We start from the raw sequence: 14,600 nt of genomic DNA, 5'->3' as shown, positions 1-14,600 counted from the left end.
CCGCTAGAGCGTCGGCGCCTCGCCGGGCGGCAGCGGCGCCGACTCCGGGCCCGGCAGCAGCTGGTACGTCTGCACCGGGGCGCGGATCCCCGCCTCGTCAAAGTGCTTCTTCACCTGGGCGTCCAGCGCGTAGCGCACCGTCCACTGCTTGAGCGGCAGGGTAGTGAACGACACCCGCAGCGTGAAGCCGGTGCTGGTCAGGCCCACCAGCCCGGAGAAGGAGGGCTCGCCGATGATAAGCCCGCGGATATCCTCCTGCGCCAGCAGCGCGCTGACCGCCGCCTTCAGCGCGTCGTTAGCGCGGTCGGTATCTTCGCTGCGGTCTACGTCGTAGTTGGCCACCACCGAGCCGATGCCGCGCACGAAGTTGGCGAAGGTGCTTATCGATGACCAGGGAATAATGTAGTAGGCCCCGGTATCCATGCGAATGCCCACCGAGCGAATCGACATCCGCTCCACGGTGCCGGTCAGCGAGCCGATCGTCACTAAATCGCCGGTATCCATCCCGTTCTCCACCTGAATAAAGATGCCGGTGATGATGTCCTTGACCAGCGTCTGGGCGCCGAAAGAGACCGCCAATCCCAGCGCCCCGGCCCCCGCCAGCAGCGGCGCAATATTCACCCCTATCTCCGAGAGCAAAATCATCACCGTGATGGTCGTAATGACTACCGCGATGGCGTTGCGGAACAGCGACAGCAGGGTGCGCGCGCGGGCGCTGGGCAGCGGACGGCCGTGATGATCGGAGGCCAGCTGGTTCTCAATCAGGCTGGCGAGCAGCGTCCAGCCCACCGCCGAGAAGAAGAGGATCAGCGCGATGCGGATCAGCACATCAACGACCTTTTCTCCCGACTCGCTGTGCAGCCAGCGGGTGAGGTCAAACAGCCCCCAGGCGTTGAGCAGCAGCATGATAGCCACGCACACGGTCAGGATCCGCGCCGCCTTGAGCGAAACAGAGATCCAGCCGTTGAGCCGCTTCTGCAGCTCGGGGTAGCTGCGCCGCATCTCCGGCGAGAGGGTGATGGTTTTGGCTATCCAGCGCGACAGAATGCCCGATACGAAGGCCGCGATAGCGACGGTGGCGAGGCTCTTTAGCGAGCCGCTCATCATATACTTCAGGCTGTTGCCCGGATCGAACAGCGAGAAAAAGAACAGCACCAGGAAATAGGCAACCGCCAGCCAGTGCCAGATGTGCGAGAAAATCCTGATGCAGAGGCTAAAGAAGGGCAGGGAGCGATCTGCCAGATCGACCAGACCGCGGGTGATCGCCTTTTTATTGTGGGCGATCAGCCACAGCCCCCACAGCGTAATGGAGAGCATGATTACCAGGTTGGCCAGCGCCCCGGCCTGCACGTTGACCTGATTCGAGATAATGGGCACGGCAACGATCAGCCCGTAGCCGGTCATGCTGCTCAGCGCGCTCAGGTGTCTGCACCAGTAGCGCGCCGTCTCTTCCCGCAGGGTGAAGGGGCGCAGATCCGGCACCTGCGGGCTGAAAATCAGCCGCAGCACCGCTTTGAAAAACTCAATCAGCGCAAAGGCGTTGAGGAGCAGGCTCTGCTGAAAGGCGATAGTGGCGTTACCGGCATTAAGCTTGTCGCTGACCAGCTCGCCGACGAACAGCGTCAGCGCGAGCAGCAGCATATCCAGCGCGAAGGCGCCGAGGATGGTTGCCGGCAGGTGCAGCCAGCTGCTGCGATCGTGATTTTTCTTGCGCCCCCAGTGGCCCATTCTGCGCATCAGCGGCAGTACGGCCAGGCGCAGCAGGCCATAGAGGGCAAAGACCAGCGCCGCCAGCATCAGAAAGTGGGTCAGGGCATTGGTGAAGGTCTGCGGATTAAAGCGCTTATGCGGTTCGCCGGAGATATTGCGCCACAGCTGGGCAAAGCGGGAGGAGAAGGCATCGCTGAACTGCCGCCCGACGAGGGAGAGGTTCTCAAGGACGGTTTTATCCTCCTGCGCCGGGGGCGGCGTAAGCGCCGCCGTTGCCTGGGCCGGCGGCGCGGCGGCGGCGCTGCGCAGTTGGGCAATCAGCTCCTTACGCGCGGCGTCATTTTCCAGCACATCGGCGAGCGCGGCGTAGGCGGCTTTTTTCTGCGCGGCGTCGGATTCGGTGCTTTGCGACGCGGAGGGCGGCGCAATGGGAACCGCCGCCTGCAGCGGCGCGCAGAGTAGCGAGAGGATAAGTAGCAGGAACCGCAGCACGGAAGACTCCCTTTAAAATTCAACAAAATGACAAGTATAGCGGCTATCGGGAGAGTGCGGGCTCCCTCGCCCGGAAGCGAGGGAGGCGGAGTGTTAAGAGACGTGCTGTAAGAACTCCCTCAGGCGCTGGCTGGGCGGGTTTTCAATCAGCGCCTGTGGATTGCCATCTTCGGCTATCCGGCCCTTATCGATGAAAATCAGCCGCGAGGCCACCTTTTCGGCAAAACCGATTTCGTGGGTGACGATAACCATCGTCATTCCCTCTTCGGCCAGGTCCTGCATCACCTTCAGCACTTCGTGACGCAGCTCCGGATCGAGGGCGGAGGTCGGTTCATCAAACAGCATCATTTTCGGCCTTACCGCCAGCGCGCGGGCGATAGCGACGCGCTGCTGCTGGCCGCCGGACAGCTCTGACGGATAGTGATGTCCGCGCTCCGCGAGGCCCACCTTTGCCAGCAGCGCTTTGGCCTGCTTTTCCGCTTCCGCTTTGGCGGTGCCGCGCACCCGCAGCGGGCCAAACATCACGTTTTCCAGCGCCGTGAGGTGCGGGAAGAGATAGAACTGCTGAAACACCATCCCCGCCTCCTGGCGGATCAGGCGCTCGTCCACCTTCGGATCGTTGACCTTCAGGCCGTCGACGATCAGATCGCCGCTGGTGACCTCCTCCAGCTTGTTGATGCAGCGCAGCAGCGTTGACTTGCCGGAGCCGGAAGGGCCAATAATGACCACCACCTCGCCCTGGGTGATGTTGAGGTCGATATCGTGCAGCACCTGGGTCTTGCCGAAGTGCTTGGAGACATTTTTAAATTCAATCACAGGATTTTCATCCTCTTTTCAAGGCTGCGGAGCACCAGGTTCAGCACCTGGGTAATGATCAGGTAGATGATGCCGACGGCGGTCCAGATCTCCAGCGCGCGGAAGTTGCCGGCGATGATCTCCTGGCCGCTGCGGGTCAGCTCCGCCGCGCCGATGACGATAAACAGCGAGGTATCTTTAATGCTGATGATCAGCTGGTTGCCCAGCGATGGCAGCATGCGGCGCAGGGCCAGCGGCATGATCACGTGGCGGATGGTTTCCCGCCGCGACAGCCCCAGGGCCAGGCCCGCTTCGCTAAAGCCTTTATGAATCGACAGCACCGCGCCGCGGGTGATCTCGGCGATATAGGCGCCGGAGTTGATCATGATGGTGATCACCGCCGCCGTGAACGTATCGATGCGCAGATCCGGCATGGCCATCGGCAGGGCGAAGTAGATATACATTACCTGCACGACGATCGGCGTACCGCGGATAATTTCAATAAACACCAGCGCGATGTGATTGGTTATCCAGCCGCCGTAGGTACGCGCCAGACCGGCGACCAGGCCGATGATAATGCCGCCGGCGAGGCCGAGGACTGAGATCCACAGGGTCATCTTTGCGCCGGTCAGCAGCGCCGGCAGCGCTGGCCAGATGACGCTCCAGTCAAACTCCATAATACATTCCTGTTACCGTGTTGTTACCAAGGGCGAAGCGTCGCCCATAAAAGCAGGCCCGGGGCGCGAAGCGCGCCGCCGGGCACCGGGCTATATTCAGGGGCGGTTATTTCGGCTCGCTGCCGAACCACTTTTTATAGATTTCGTTGTACTCACCGTTTTCATGCAGCTTTTTCAGCGCGCCGTTCACTTTTTCACGCAGTTCGTCGCTGCCTTTCGGGAAGGCGATGCCGTACTGCTGGGCTTCAAGAGACTCGCCGACGGCCTTAAACTGGCCGTTGCCTGCCGTTTTGATGAAGTAGAGGATATTTGGCGTATCGTGCAGAACGGCGTCCGCGCGGTTGGTGCCAAGCTCCATATAGGCGTTGTCGATGTTCGGGAACTGGCGCAGATCTTTGGTTTTGATGTTGGCTTTTGCGTAGTCAACGGAGCCGGTGCCGCTCTTCACTGCCACCACCTTGCCGTCCAGATCCTTCACGCTCTTGATGCTGTCATTGTTGGCCTTGACCATTACCAGCAGGCCGCTCTTGTAGTAGCCGTCGGAGAACTCAATGGCTTTTTTGCGCTCGTCGGTGATGGTGATCCCCGCCAGCGCCAGATCGACGTTCTTGGTCTGCAGGGCAGGAATGATGCCGCTGAAGTCCATCGGCTTGAGGGTATAATCAAGTTTCAACTCTTTGGCGATAGCCGCCCACAGGTCGATATCGAAACCGACGTACTTATCACCCTGCTTAAACTCGAAGGGAACGAAGGCGGTGTCGGTAGCGACGACCAGTTTTTTATCCGCCGCATGCGCTGAGACCGCCAGGGCCAGCGTCAGCGCAGCCAGGGAAACTTTTAATACAGACTTCATAGCATTTCCTTTTATATCCACGGGGAAATCCCCAGCGAGAACGATTCGCCTATGAAAGAATCGTGCCAGTTTTACAACCTGTTGTTTTTGCAGCGCAGCGCAGGCGCAATTGCACACAAACAGGTGCTTATGCACCTTTTTGGTGCGCTATTTTGGTGCGTATTACGCAGCGCGCGCCGCCAGCGTTTATTTAGCGTAAATTACGGTGATAAAACAATCTTCCGTTAACGATTGTGTGAGGTGATGATTACAAATAGGTAACTTTTGCGGGGCGTAAACGGTGGGGGTGCACTGTAAAAGTGCAAAACCCCTCCGGAGAGGGGCTGTTTGGCGAAAGCTGGCGGGTTACTCGATGTTGGACTCGATGAACCACAGGAACTGATCCAGGTCGCGCGACGCGGCGGTAAAGATGTCGGCGGTGTCTTCATCTTTCGCTTCGTCGATGGCTTTACGTACGTCGTTAGCGACGACAGCGTAGCGATCGGCCAGCTCTTTCAGGTGATCCTGAACGGTATGAATGTCCAGCGGATAGCTTTTCAGCGCAGTTTTGCTGTTAATAACCTGGGTAGTGCCAAGGGCAACGCCGCCCAGCTGTACGGCACGCTCGGCCATGGTATCCAGGTGCCCTACGAGGGAAGTGCGGAAGCCGTCGAGCATTTCGTGAACGGCAATGAAGTTTGCACCGCGCATATTCCAGTGGGCCTGCTTGGTAATCAGAGACAGGTCAATGAACTGGATCACCTGGCGATTAAGCAACTCGATGGTCGCTTTTTTTACGCTGTCCGATACATCGTTACGGGTATAAAGCAGATTAGATGCTTTGGTTTTTACCAGTTTAGCGGTACTCATAATCCATATCCTCTTGATGTGATTGTCCCAGTAAATTTCGGGATTAAGTATAGCACCGGTTTAAAACTTTGCAGGAAAGTTAATGCCTATCGGTTTAATAGCGCTGAACATAAGGTTTTATGTTAAGTGTTTATTAAACAGAGGGTTAGCGACTTTTTTGTAAATGATTCTTAATTTTAGACTGAGAATCTGTTTTGCCCGCGCGCTATTTTCTGCGGCTGAATATTGTAAGCAGAAATAATCGTCAAAATAGCCGCATGCCGCGCGGTTAATTAACGTCAACATTTTCCAGCCGGGTTTCCCGGCGCAGGGTTAACGTCGATCCGACGGAGGCCGTAATGATGGCGCCCAGCGCCAGCGTCTGACTCAGGGTGAGCGTTTCGCCGAGGAAAATCATACCGGACAGTGCGGCGAGCGCGGGCTCCATGCTCATCAGGGTGCCAAAAGTGCGGGTTGGCAGGCGGGTCAGGGCGACCATCTCCAGCGAATAGGGCAGCGCCGTAGAGAGGACCGCGATGCCCAGGCCCAGCGGCAGCAGCGATCCGTGCCACAGCGCATCGCCCGCCTGCAGCACGCCGACGGGAACAAATACCGCCGCGGCGATAAGCGATCCCATGGCGACGGTGGCCGGCCCGTGTTCCTCGCCGGCGCGCTGGCCGCTGATGATGTATACCGCCCAGCAGGCGCCGGCGCCCATTGCCAGCGCGGCCCCCGTCAGATCCAGGTGGGCCGCGTTCTGACCGAGCGGCAGCAAAAACCACAGCCCCGCCACCGCCAGTGCAACCCATACAAAGTCTATCGGACGGCGGGAACCGAAGAGGGCCACCGCCAGCGGTCCGGTAAACTCCAGCGCTACCGCAATCCCCAGCGGTATCCGCTGAATGGAGAGATAGAAAAGGTAGTTCATCGCCCCCAGCGACAGGCCGTAAAGCAGCAGCGGGAGCCGCTGCTCGCGGGTGAAGCGCAGTCGCCAGGGCTTAAAGATAACCACCAGGATAAGCGTGCCCAGCGCCAGCCGCAGGGCGGTTACGCCGGGCGCGCCTACCAGGGGAAACAGCGACTTGGCAAGCGACGCGCCGCTCTGGATGGAGCTCATGGCGATAAGCAGGACGACGATGGGTAACCAGACGGCGGTTTTTCGCGAGGGGGCAGGCATCCTTTCTCCGTAGACATCATCAGGAAGTGTAAAAGGGGCAGTGTAATTGAATAAATCTGTTGCGGTTTAGCGATTGTTGAAAAAAATCGCAGTCGGGCAACGTAGAATAAGTTCAGTTCGTTAAGAGAAATCGCGTGAATTTCGGATTAATCCGGATATTCGCGAGATTTGTTAAGCGCATAATAGCGAAATAAACAGGAAACTCTCTGATTTCTAACAGAGTATGTGTAAAAAGGAAACATTTCCTTACACCAAAAACCCGGTTAGACAACGAGATTGACCAAGAGTTTCCTGAAATTTGTTGATATATTTAAATCTTACGGATTACTTGAAGCACATTTGAGGTGGTTATGAAAAAAATTGCATGTCTTTCAGCACTGGCCATGGTTATGGCTTTCTCCGCAGGCTCTGCTGTTGCAGGCCAGGTTACCGTTTCCGGCGGTTACGCTCAGAGTGATTTCCAGGGCTTTGCTAACAAAGCGAATGGTTTCAACCTGAAGTACCGCTACGAGTGGGACGATAGCCCGCTGGGCGTGATTGGCTCCTTTACTTACACCGAAAAAAGCCGCACCGACAGCGACGGCCTGTACAACAAAGGCCAGTACTACGGCGTGACCGGTGGTCCTGCATACCGCATCAACGACTGGGCGAGCGTTTACGGCGTGGTCGGCGTTGGCTACGGTAAATTCCAGAAAACTGACGATCAGCGTCACAAGAACGACTTCCGCGATGCCGGTTTCTCCTACGGCGCGGGCGTTCAGCTGAACCCGATCAAAGACGTTGCGTTTGACTTCTCTTACGAGCAGTCCCGTATCCGCAGCATAGACGTCGGCACCTGGATCGCAGGCGTTGGTTACAGCTTCTAATTGCTTCGGTAATCACTAAAATCCGCCCCCGGGCGGATTTTTTTATGCCTGTAAAAAACTAGCGACGACCGGTGGTAAAGAGGTCGCTACCGAGATGAGTGTAGTCAACCTTTTGCAGTTTGAAGTTGGTGATATACGTCGGGCCGGTTTTTTGCTCGGAGATAAAGCGCCACGAGCTGGTTATCTCCCGGGTTTTGATGCCGGTCCACTGGCTAAAAAAGCGCAAAAAATCGTTGGCCGAGCGGCGGGCTTTAATGATGCGGTGCGCCTTATCGTCGCTGGAGAGCACCATAAACGGCACCTGGAAGTTCTGCTGATACTTATCATCGTGGGCGAGATACTGCACCGGCTTGCCCCGCTCCTTAAACGCCAGTCCGTGGTCGGAGAAATAGACCAGCGAGAAGCTGTCGCCCGAATTGCGCAGCTGATCGTACAGCTTTGCCAGCAGCGTATCGGTCTGGGTGATGCTGTAGAGGTAGCAGGAGGTCTCTTTTGACTGCACAAACTCGGCGTACTTGCCGCGGGTGCGGTCGCAGGCCTGGGGGTGTGAGCCCATCAGGTGCAGGACGATAAGCTGGTTTGGCGTCCGCTCTGTCGAAAGGACCTGCTCCGTCATTTTCAACAGTTCGTCGTCCGAGGTATTTTTATCGGCCTCAAAATCGCCGTTTTTCAGGAACTGGACTTCATCCGCGCGCTTCGCAATGCTGGCGATGGCGGTATCGTACTCGCCTATCTGCCCCTGATTGGAGAACCACCAGGTCTGAAAGCCCGCCCGGTTAGCGAGGGTGACAAAGTTGTCCTGATACTGCGGCTTGCCGTCGACCACCCGATTCAGCGTCAGCCCCAGCGACTTCTGGGTGGAGCCGCTGGCGGCGATATAGTCGGTAAACAGCGTGCCGTTGACCTCGCTGGCAAACGGCGTGTTGTCCCAGTGGCCGCCGAAGGCGCCCACGGCGTCGCGCCGCACGCTCTCGCCAATAACTACGACATAGGTATGGTAGCGGGGCTTTACCGCCAGCACGTGCCAGGTGTCCTTCTTACCGGCCAGCGCCAGCATCCGCGCCTGCTCGTCAAGCACGTCGCGGTTGCTGTCCAGCACATCGTTGACGAAGCGCGCTACCGGATAGCCCACCTTGCTGAGGTGGAACTTGCCGTCCCAGGCCATCTCCTGCACCGGTCGCACGAAAAGGGCGCTGACGCTGAAAATCAGGCACAGCAGCTCAATGCGGCTCCAGGGGCGGGCAGGCGAGGCTTTACGGCGGACCGCCGCTACGCCGAGGGCGAAGATGAACAGGCCCACGCAGTAGCTGTACCACGGGAAAATCGTCAGTATCTCCGTAGACTCTTCAACGTTGGTCGAGTGCAGCGCCAGCAGGGTGTTAAAATTCGGTGAACCGTAGGCCTGGGCAAACGGATAGTACAGGGCGGCAGTCAGGGAACAGACGCCGACAACCGCCCTGTTTAGCCAGGGCGAGGTGCGCCAGAGCAGGTGCAGAACGGCGGCAAACGCGGCGGTATACAGCAGGCTGAAAGGGTAGCCGAGCGCCAGATTAATCAGCAGCGACAGTAAAATATAGCATCCGATCCACGGATTAAGGGCCATGGCGCGCGCGGCCAGCGTTTCTTTCAGCGTGATATTCATAAACAAGTTAATTCATCGCCATGTGTGCTCCCTGGCGTTAAGGAGAAGACCTGCCGGACGGTGCGCGAAGAAGGGGTCTACGAAGCGCAGGGGCTGCAGGGCAGCATGAAGATAAGGTTGATGTATTGCGGCGTCAACTGTTCATAACAAATTGTTTTGCGAGGGAGATTACAGTTTCTGTAAAAAGAGGGAAAATGGGGACGAGGGGGAAGTGCGGCATCCCGCGATGCCGCATTAGCGGTGGTTTTTTTCCTGCTGCGGTTTTTCGCTGAACAGGTCGCACAGCATATCAATCAGCATCAGGCGTACTTTGAAAGGGGAGTGTTTAAACACGGCTAAGCACCTCTGCAGTTCATTCATTGGACCTCCTGAACATTTTGCGCCTTCGTCCGTGAAGGATGTTCGTATTACATACAGATATAGCACAGGCTATATTACTTAGCTATGGCTAAAACGTTAATTTTTTGTTCTTGCCGCACGATCCGATACAATAGCGGCCGTTATCTGATACCAACGAACGTCACGCAAGAGGAAGCACCATGAGCAATCGCCCGGCAAGGCCAGGACAGAAAAAAGTGACGCAGTTAGTAAACGTTGAAGAGCACGTCGAAGGTTTTCGCCAGGTCAGGGAGGCGCACCGCCGGGAGCTGATTGATGATTACGTTGAGCTTATCTCCGATCTTATTCTCGAAGTCGGCGAGGCCCGCCAGGTCGACATGGCGGCGCGCCTGGGCGTCTCTCAGCCAACGGTCGCCAAGATGCTCAAGCGGCTGGCGGGCGTTGGGCTGATTGAGCAGATCCCCTGGCGCGGCGTTTTTCTCACCCCCGAAGGCGAGAAGCTGGCGCAGGAGAGCCGCGAGCGTCACCAGATTGTCGAGAATTTCCTGCTGACCATCGGCGTGAGTCCGGAGACCGCCCGCCGCGATGCGGAAGGCATGGAGCATCACGTCAGCGCAGAGACCCTGGAGCGCTTTCGCCAGTTTACCCTCAAGGCGACGCTGCCTGAATGAACCTCCCTTTCCTGCGGTCGCTGCGGCGCGACCGCTTTCTGCACCTGCTTATCGCCACCGGCATTATCCTCTCTTTTTTCGTTCCTTTCCGGCCCCGCGGCTGGCCCGCCAGCATTGACTGGCACACCATCGTCACCTTAAGCGGCCTGATGCTGCTGACCAAAGGCGTCGAGATGAGCGGCTACTTCGACGTACTGGGCCGCAAAATGGCCCGCCGCTTTGCCACCGAGCGGCGGCTGGCGCTGTTTATGGTGCTGGCGGCGGCGCTGCTCTCGACCTTTCTTACCAACGACGTGGCGCTGTTTATCGTCGTGCCGCTCACCCTGACGCTGAAAAAGTGGTGTGCGCTGCCGGTCAGCCGGCTGATTATCTTTGAGGCGCTGGCGGTCAACGCCGGTTCGCTGCTGACGCCCATCGGCAATCCGCAAAACATCCTGCTGTGGGGGCGCTCCGGGCTCTCTTTCTTCAACTTCAGCCTGCAGATGGTGCCCCTGGCGCTGGCAATGATGCTGACCCTGCTGGCGCTGTGCCGGTGCTGCTTCTCCGGCGCGGCTCTGCGCTTTCAGAGCGGGGATGCGCTGCCGGTCTGGAGGCCTAAGCTGGTCTGGAGCTGCCTCGGTCTGTACCTGATTTTTCTCGCCGCGCTGGAGATGTGCCTTGAGCTCTGGGGGCTTGCGGCGGTGGCGGCGGGCTTTCTGCTCCTCGAGCGGCAAATCCTGGTCCGCGTCGACTGGACGCTGCTGCTGGTGTTTATGGCGATGTTTATCGACGTGCACCTGCTGACCCAGCTCCCCGCGCTGCACCACGCCCTCGCCCAGGTGGGGCTGCTTTCCGACGGCGGCCTGTGGCTGACGGCTATCGGCCTATCGCAGGTTATCAGCAACGTTCCCGCGACCATTCTGCTGCTCAACGCTGTACCGCCCTCGGATCTGCTGGCCTGGGCGGTGAACGTCGGCGGCTTTGGCCTGCTGCCGGGCTCGCTGGCGAACCTTATCGCCCTGCGCATGGCCGGCGACCGCCGCATCTGGTGGCGCTTTCACCTCTTTTCCGTGCCGATGCTGCTGTGGGCCATCCTGGCGGGCTTCGGGCTTTATCTGCTGATTCATTAATTTGCCGGATCCGCGAGCGGACCCGCATTTCTGCCGCCGACTTTTTTACCTCGTTCACAAAATCCGCCGCCGCGGATTGTTCTGCAGCGCGATTTCTTTGTATATGACTAGTCATAAAATTTAAATGACTAGTCATAGACGAGGCGATACGATGAAGACGCTGCCGGCGGATTTTTTATGGGGCAACTCGGTTTCCAGTATGCAGACCGAAGGGGCGTGGAACGAGGGCGGGAAAGGGAAGTCGGTATACGACATCCGAGAACCCTCCGAGTTTGCCTCCGACTGGAAGGTGGCCACCGACTCCTACCACCGCTACGAAGAGGACTTCGACCTGATGCAGGACCTGGGGATGAACTGCTACCGCTTTCAGATCGCCTGGAGCCGGGTCTGCCCCGACGGCGACGGCGCGTTTAATGAAGAGGGGATCGCCTTTTATCACCGCTTTATCGACGCCCTGATCGCCCGCGGCATTGCGCCGATGATCTGCCTCTACCACTTCGATATGCCGCTGGCGCTGGCGGAAGCGTATAACGGCTTCAGCGACCGCCGGGTGATGGAGGCCTTTGTCCGCTACGGCAAAAAAATGATCGACTGCTTCGGCGACAAGGTGAAGTACTGGCTGACCTTCAACGAACAGAACCTCTACCACATGCCGGACGCCTTTCTGATTTCGGGCTACCTGCGCGGTGAGAAAACGCTGCGCGAGCTTTATGCAATCCAGCACCACGTAATGGTGGCCCACGGGCGGCTGACGCGCTATCTCCAGGAAACCTGTCCGCAGCAGCTGATGGGCGGCATGCTGGCCCACGCGCTGGTCTATCCGGCGACCTGCAAACCGCAGGATATTCTGTGCGCCCGGCAGCTGGACGAGTTCCTCAATCAGAACCTGCTGCGGGTGTTCGCCGGCCAGGGCTACAGCCCCGAGGTAATGGCGGTGGTTGCGCGGGAGGGCTTCGAGGACATCTACCTGCCTGAAGACCTGGATCTACTGGCCAGCGTGAAAAATGACTTCCTCGCCTTCAGCTATTACGCCAGCCGCACCCTCGACAGCTCGGCGATCCCGCCCGGTACGGCGGTGAACAACTATATGCAGTCCGGCGACCGGCCCAACCCTTACCTGGAGGCGACGGCGTGGAACTGGCAGATAGACCCGCTCGGCTTTCGCACCATTATCACCGGGTACGCCAATAACTGGCGGCTGCCGGTCTTCCCGATAGAAAACGGCATCGGGGCGATCGAGTCCTGGGACGGCGTCAACCCGATCGCCGACGACTACCGCATTCGCTATCACCGGGATCATATCGCCGCCATGAAGCAGGCGATTTTTGAGGACGGCGCCGAGGTGATGGGCTACCTCGGATGGGGACTTATCGATATCCTCAGCTCCCAGGGAGACATGCGCAAACGCTACGGCGTGGTGTACGTCAACCGTGAAAATCATGACTTAAAAGATCTGAAGCGGGTACCGAAGAAAAGCTACGGCTGGCTGAAGGCGCTGATTCACAGCAACGGTGAAGCAATGTAATCTGCAGCATTCTTCTTTAAGGAGCAGTTCATGGCGGCGAAGTATCAGACCATCGCGCGGGAGATCAAAACGCGGATCGTCAGCCGGCGCTACCCGGACGGGCAGCCGCTGCCCGATCAGTTTGCCCTGGCCGCGGAGTTCGGCACCAGCCGGATGACTATTCAGCAGGCGATGCGCCAGCTGATCGTTGAGGGGCTTATCTATACCCGCAAGGGGCAGGGCACCTTCGTGCGTAAGAATTTCCGCCAGCTGTCGCAGTGGGATCTGCCGGGCAGCGACTACTTCGGCGCCACCAAAACCTGGGAGGGAAGGGGAGAGATAACGAGCCGCGTGCTGCGTTTTGACGTGCGCTTCCCGACCGACGAGGAGCAGGCGGCGCTGTTAATCGACCCCGACGCGCCGGTGTATGACTTTATGCGCCTGCGTCTGCTCAACGGCGAGCCGCTGTCGCTGGACGCGACGGTGATGCCGGTCGCGCTGGTGCCCGGGATGAACAAGGGCCATCTTGAGGGGTCGGTATTTGAGTATGTCGCCGGGCTTGGGCTGAAGATGATGGGTTCGCATCGGATCGTGCGCGCCGTCAAACCCGGCGCGCCTGAGCAGCAGCACCTGCAGTGCGAGGCGTCCGATCCGCTGCTGGAGGTGGAGCAGGTTATCTATCTGGAGGACGGCACGCCGCTGGAGTATGCCCGCTGCCGCTACCGCTACGACCACGGCGGCATCACGATCGTCAACAACGGTTAAGCGTAATAAAAACAAAAAGGGCGAGTTCACACTCGCCCTTTGCTATTGCGGAACAGTCGGTCAGTTCAGGCGCACCGGCATCCCGGAGCGGTTCTGTACCGCCTGGTCCAGTACGCCGGTATCGACGTCGGCCTGATCGGTGACCTTGCGCACGGCGCTGCTCAGGGTGATCGGTACCACTTCATCGCCGTTAAACTGGGCGTCGGTGGTGGAAAGCGGATTATGCACTTCCACGTAGCGGCTGCCGTCCGGCTCGGTGGTGGCTTTGACCGGTTCGTCGATGAACTGCACCCGGGTGCCAACCGGCACGTTCTGGAACAGGAACTTGATGTCGTCATTGCGCAGGCGCACGCAGCCGTGGCTCACGCGCAGGCCGATACCGAAGTTGGCGTTGGTGCCGTGGATGGCGTACAGGCGGCCGATGTAGAGCGCGTAGAGGCCCATCGGGTTATCCGGGCCGGCCGGCACCACGGCGGGCAGCGGGTTGCCCGCGGCGGCGTACTCCGCGTGCATCTTGGCAGTCGGCGTCCAGGTCGGGCCGGCTTTCTTGCGCTCAACTTTGGTGGTCCAGTTGATCGGCGTGTCTTTACCCAACTGGCCGATACCGATCGGCAGCACGATCACCGTGTTGGTGCCTTTCGGATAGTAGTAAAGGCGCATCTCGGCGCTGTTGATGATGATCCCTTCATGCACGGTATCCGGCAGGATCAGCTGCTGCGGAATATTGAGCACGGTGCCGCCTTTCGGCAGGTAAACGTCCACACCGGGGTTAGCCTCGGTCATGTTGGACAGTCCCATCTGATACTGTGCGGCGAAGTACTCCAGCGGCTGTTTGTTATCGTCAGGGATAGTGACCACCTGGTTCTGGCCAATCAGACGACTTCCGTCAGTAGGCAGCGGATAGGTCACTGCAGAGGCGCTTTTGCAAAAGCCTATGACGGCAAAGGCCGCCGCGAAAAGCGTAGATAATTTCATTTTCATATTGTTCGAAGTATCACTGCCCGACAGGCTGTTGGTTGCGTTAATAAAAACGATTGATGGGAGCGCATTATATGTGCATTTCCGGTTACAGGGAATTCGGATGTGGACGAAATCACATTTTTTCCCCCTTCTTTAGGGTAGCACCCGCACGCTTGGGGCGATTTTTAATCTGAGATATGGCAAAATACGAC

Annotated in this window: 15 protein-coding genes; 6 read left to right on the top strand and 9 right to left on the bottom strand. The window is 58.4% G+C overall.

Features of this window, described 5'->3' with window-relative positions; genetic code table 11:
- Positions 1–3: 3 nt before the first annotated feature.
- The 4 genes from ybiO to glnH all read right to left on the bottom strand — a co-directional run bounded on the left by ybiO (position 4) and on the right by glnH (position 4,527).
- Positions 4–2,202 (bottom strand): mechanosensitive channel protein, encoded by a 2,199-nt coding sequence (gene ybiO / locus ENGE1_RS15610; RefSeq protein WP_048253104.1) that lies wholly within the window; start codon positions 2,200–2,202, stop codon positions 4–6.
- Positions 2,203–2,295: 93 nt separating this feature from the next.
- Positions 2,296–3,018: a glutamine ABC transporter ATP-binding protein GlnQ gene (glnQ, locus tag ENGE1_RS15605; RefSeq protein ID WP_043085023.1), complete on the bottom strand. Its 723-nt coding sequence runs from the start codon at positions 3,016–3,018 to the stop codon at positions 2,296–2,298.
- Positions 3,015–3,674, bottom strand: coding sequence for a glutamine ABC transporter permease GlnP (glnP, locus tag ENGE1_RS15600; protein WP_043085021.1), 660 nt, complete (start codon positions 3,672–3,674; stop codon positions 3,015–3,017). The genes glnQ and glnP overlap by 4 nt, the downstream gene beginning before the upstream one ends.
- A gap of 106 nt (positions 3,675–3,780) precedes the next feature.
- Positions 3,781–4,527, bottom strand: coding sequence for a glutamine ABC transporter substrate-binding protein GlnH (gene glnH, locus ENGE1_RS15595; RefSeq protein WP_043085020.1), 747 nt, complete (start codon positions 4,525–4,527; stop codon positions 3,781–3,783).
- Positions 4,528–4,578: 51 nt separating this feature from the next.
- On the opposite strand from glnH, the gene ENGE1_RS28485 reads away from it, so the two are divergent.
- Positions 4,579–4,755, top strand: a complete 177-nt coding sequence (locus tag ENGE1_RS28485; protein ID WP_155409062.1) for a hypothetical protein — start codon at positions 4,579–4,581, stop codon at positions 4,753–4,755.
- Positions 4,756–4,872: 117 nt separating this feature from the next.
- Here the strand turns inward: ENGE1_RS28485 and dps are convergent, their stop codons facing one another.
- Both dps and rhtA read right to left on the bottom strand, forming a co-directional pair.
- Positions 4,873–5,376 carry a DNA starvation/stationary phase protection protein Dps gene (gene dps / locus ENGE1_RS15590; RefSeq protein ID WP_043085018.1) on the bottom strand — a complete coding sequence of 168 codons (504 nt, stop codon included), beginning with the start codon at positions 5,374–5,376 and terminating at the stop codon, positions 4,873–4,875.
- A gap of 268 nt (positions 5,377–5,644) precedes the next feature.
- A complete protein-coding gene (gene rhtA / locus ENGE1_RS15585; RefSeq protein WP_048253105.1) occupies positions 5,645–6,532 on the bottom strand; it encodes a threonine/homoserine exporter RhtA in 888 nt (295 codons plus the stop codon).
- Between the two features lie 350 nt (positions 6,533–6,882).
- On the opposite strand from rhtA, the gene ompX reads away from it, so the two are divergent.
- Positions 6,883–7,398 carry an outer membrane protein OmpX gene (gene ompX, locus ENGE1_RS15580; protein WP_048273008.1) on the top strand — a complete coding sequence of 172 codons (516 nt, stop codon included), beginning with the start codon at positions 6,883–6,885 and terminating at the stop codon, positions 7,396–7,398.
- Positions 7,399–7,456: 58 nt separating this feature from the next.
- Here the strand turns inward: ompX and ENGE1_RS15575 are convergent, their stop codons facing one another.
- Together ENGE1_RS15575 and mntS are read right to left on the bottom strand one after the other, a co-directional pair.
- Complete coding sequence (locus tag ENGE1_RS15575) at positions 7,457–9,040, bottom strand: phosphoethanolamine transferase (protein WP_048253107.1); 1,584 nt, start codon at positions 9,038–9,040, stop codon at positions 7,457–7,459.
- A gap of 234 nt (positions 9,041–9,274) precedes the next feature.
- On the bottom strand, positions 9,275–9,400 hold the full coding sequence (gene mntS / locus ENGE1_RS15570) for a manganase accumulation protein MntS (RefSeq protein WP_043085013.1): 126 nt from the start codon (positions 9,398–9,400) through the stop codon (positions 9,275–9,277).
- Between the two features lie 179 nt (positions 9,401–9,579).
- Between mntS and mntR the strand changes: the two genes are divergently transcribed.
- From mntR to ENGE1_RS15550, 4 genes are all read left to right on the top strand, one after another.
- Positions 9,580–10,050 carry a manganese-binding transcriptional regulator MntR gene (gene mntR, locus ENGE1_RS15565; RefSeq protein ID WP_048253108.1) on the top strand — a complete coding sequence of 157 codons (471 nt, stop codon included), beginning with the start codon at positions 9,580–9,582 and terminating at the stop codon, positions 10,048–10,050.
- Complete coding sequence (locus tag ENGE1_RS15560; protein WP_048253109.1) at positions 10,047–11,159, top strand: anion transporter; 1,113 nt, start codon at positions 10,047–10,049, stop codon at positions 11,157–11,159. The genes mntR and ENGE1_RS15560 overlap by 4 nt, the downstream gene beginning before the upstream one ends.
- Positions 11,160–11,310: 151 nt before the next feature.
- Positions 11,311–12,684: a glycoside hydrolase family 1 protein gene (locus ENGE1_RS15555; RefSeq protein WP_048273009.1), complete on the top strand. Its 1,374-nt coding sequence runs from the start codon at positions 11,311–11,313 to the stop codon at positions 12,682–12,684.
- A 30-nt stretch (positions 12,685–12,714) separates the two neighbouring features.
- A complete protein-coding gene (locus ENGE1_RS15550; RefSeq protein WP_043085003.1) occupies positions 12,715–13,428 on the top strand; it encodes a GntR family transcriptional regulator in 714 nt (237 codons plus the stop codon).
- A gap of 60 nt (positions 13,429–13,488) precedes the next feature.
- Here ENGE1_RS15550 and ldtB read toward each other — a convergent pair whose 3' ends face one another.
- Positions 13,489–14,409, bottom strand: coding sequence for a L,D-transpeptidase (gene ldtB / locus ENGE1_RS15545; protein WP_043085001.1), 921 nt, complete (start codon positions 14,407–14,409; stop codon positions 13,489–13,491).
- Between the last annotated feature and the right edge of the window lie 191 nt (positions 14,410–14,600).

Source organism: Pluralibacter gergoviae ATCC 33028 = NBRC 105706 (genome assembly GCF_001598855.1).
Lineage (GTDB): Bacteria > Pseudomonadota > Gammaproteobacteria > Enterobacterales > Enterobacteriaceae > Pluralibacter > Pluralibacter gergoviae.
Note: the sequence above shows the minus strand (reverse complement) of the source record. Positions and strands in the feature narration are given on the sequence as shown.

Coding starts and splice junctions, on each gene's coding strand:
- ompX (WP_048273008.1), top strand. CDS start 6,883: ATGAAAAAAATTGCATGTCTTTCAGCACTGGCCATGGTTATGGCTTTC.
- ldtB (WP_043085001.1), bottom strand. CDS start 14,409: ATGAAAATGAAATTATCTACGCTTTTCGCGGCGGCCTTTGCCGTCATA.
- rhtA (WP_048253105.1), bottom strand. CDS start 6,532: ATGCCTGCCCCCTCGCGAAAAACCGCCGTCTGGTTACCCATCGTCGTC.
- mntR (WP_048253108.1), top strand. CDS start 9,580: ATGAGCAATCGCCCGGCAAGGCCAGGACAGAAAAAAGTGACGCAGTTA.
- ENGE1_RS15555 (WP_048273009.1), top strand. CDS start 11,311: ATGAAGACGCTGCCGGCGGATTTTTTATGGGGCAACTCGGTTTCCAGT.
- dps (WP_043085018.1), bottom strand. CDS start 5,376: ATGAGTACCGCTAAACTGGTAAAAACCAAAGCATCTAATCTGCTTTAT.
- glnP (WP_043085021.1), bottom strand. CDS start 3,674: ATGGAGTTTGACTGGAGCGTCATCTGGCCAGCGCTGCCGGCGCTGCTG.
- ENGE1_RS15575 (WP_048253107.1), bottom strand. CDS start 9,040: ATGAATATCACGCTGAAAGAAACGCTGGCCGCGCGCGCCATGGCCCTT.
- ENGE1_RS28485 (WP_155409062.1), top strand. CDS start 4,579: ATGAAAGAATCGTGCCAGTTTTACAACCTGTTGTTTTTGCAGCGCAGC.
- ENGE1_RS15560 (WP_048253109.1), top strand. CDS start 10,047: ATGAACCTCCCTTTCCTGCGGTCGCTGCGGCGCGACCGCTTTCTGCAC.
- mntS (WP_043085013.1), bottom strand. CDS start 9,400: ATGAATGAACTGCAGAGGTGCTTAGCCGTGTTTAAACACTCCCCTTTC.
- ENGE1_RS15550 (WP_043085003.1), top strand. CDS start 12,715: ATGGCGGCGAAGTATCAGACCATCGCGCGGGAGATCAAAACGCGGATC.
- glnH (WP_043085020.1), bottom strand. CDS start 4,527: ATGAAGTCTGTATTAAAAGTTTCCCTGGCTGCGCTGACGCTGGCCCTG.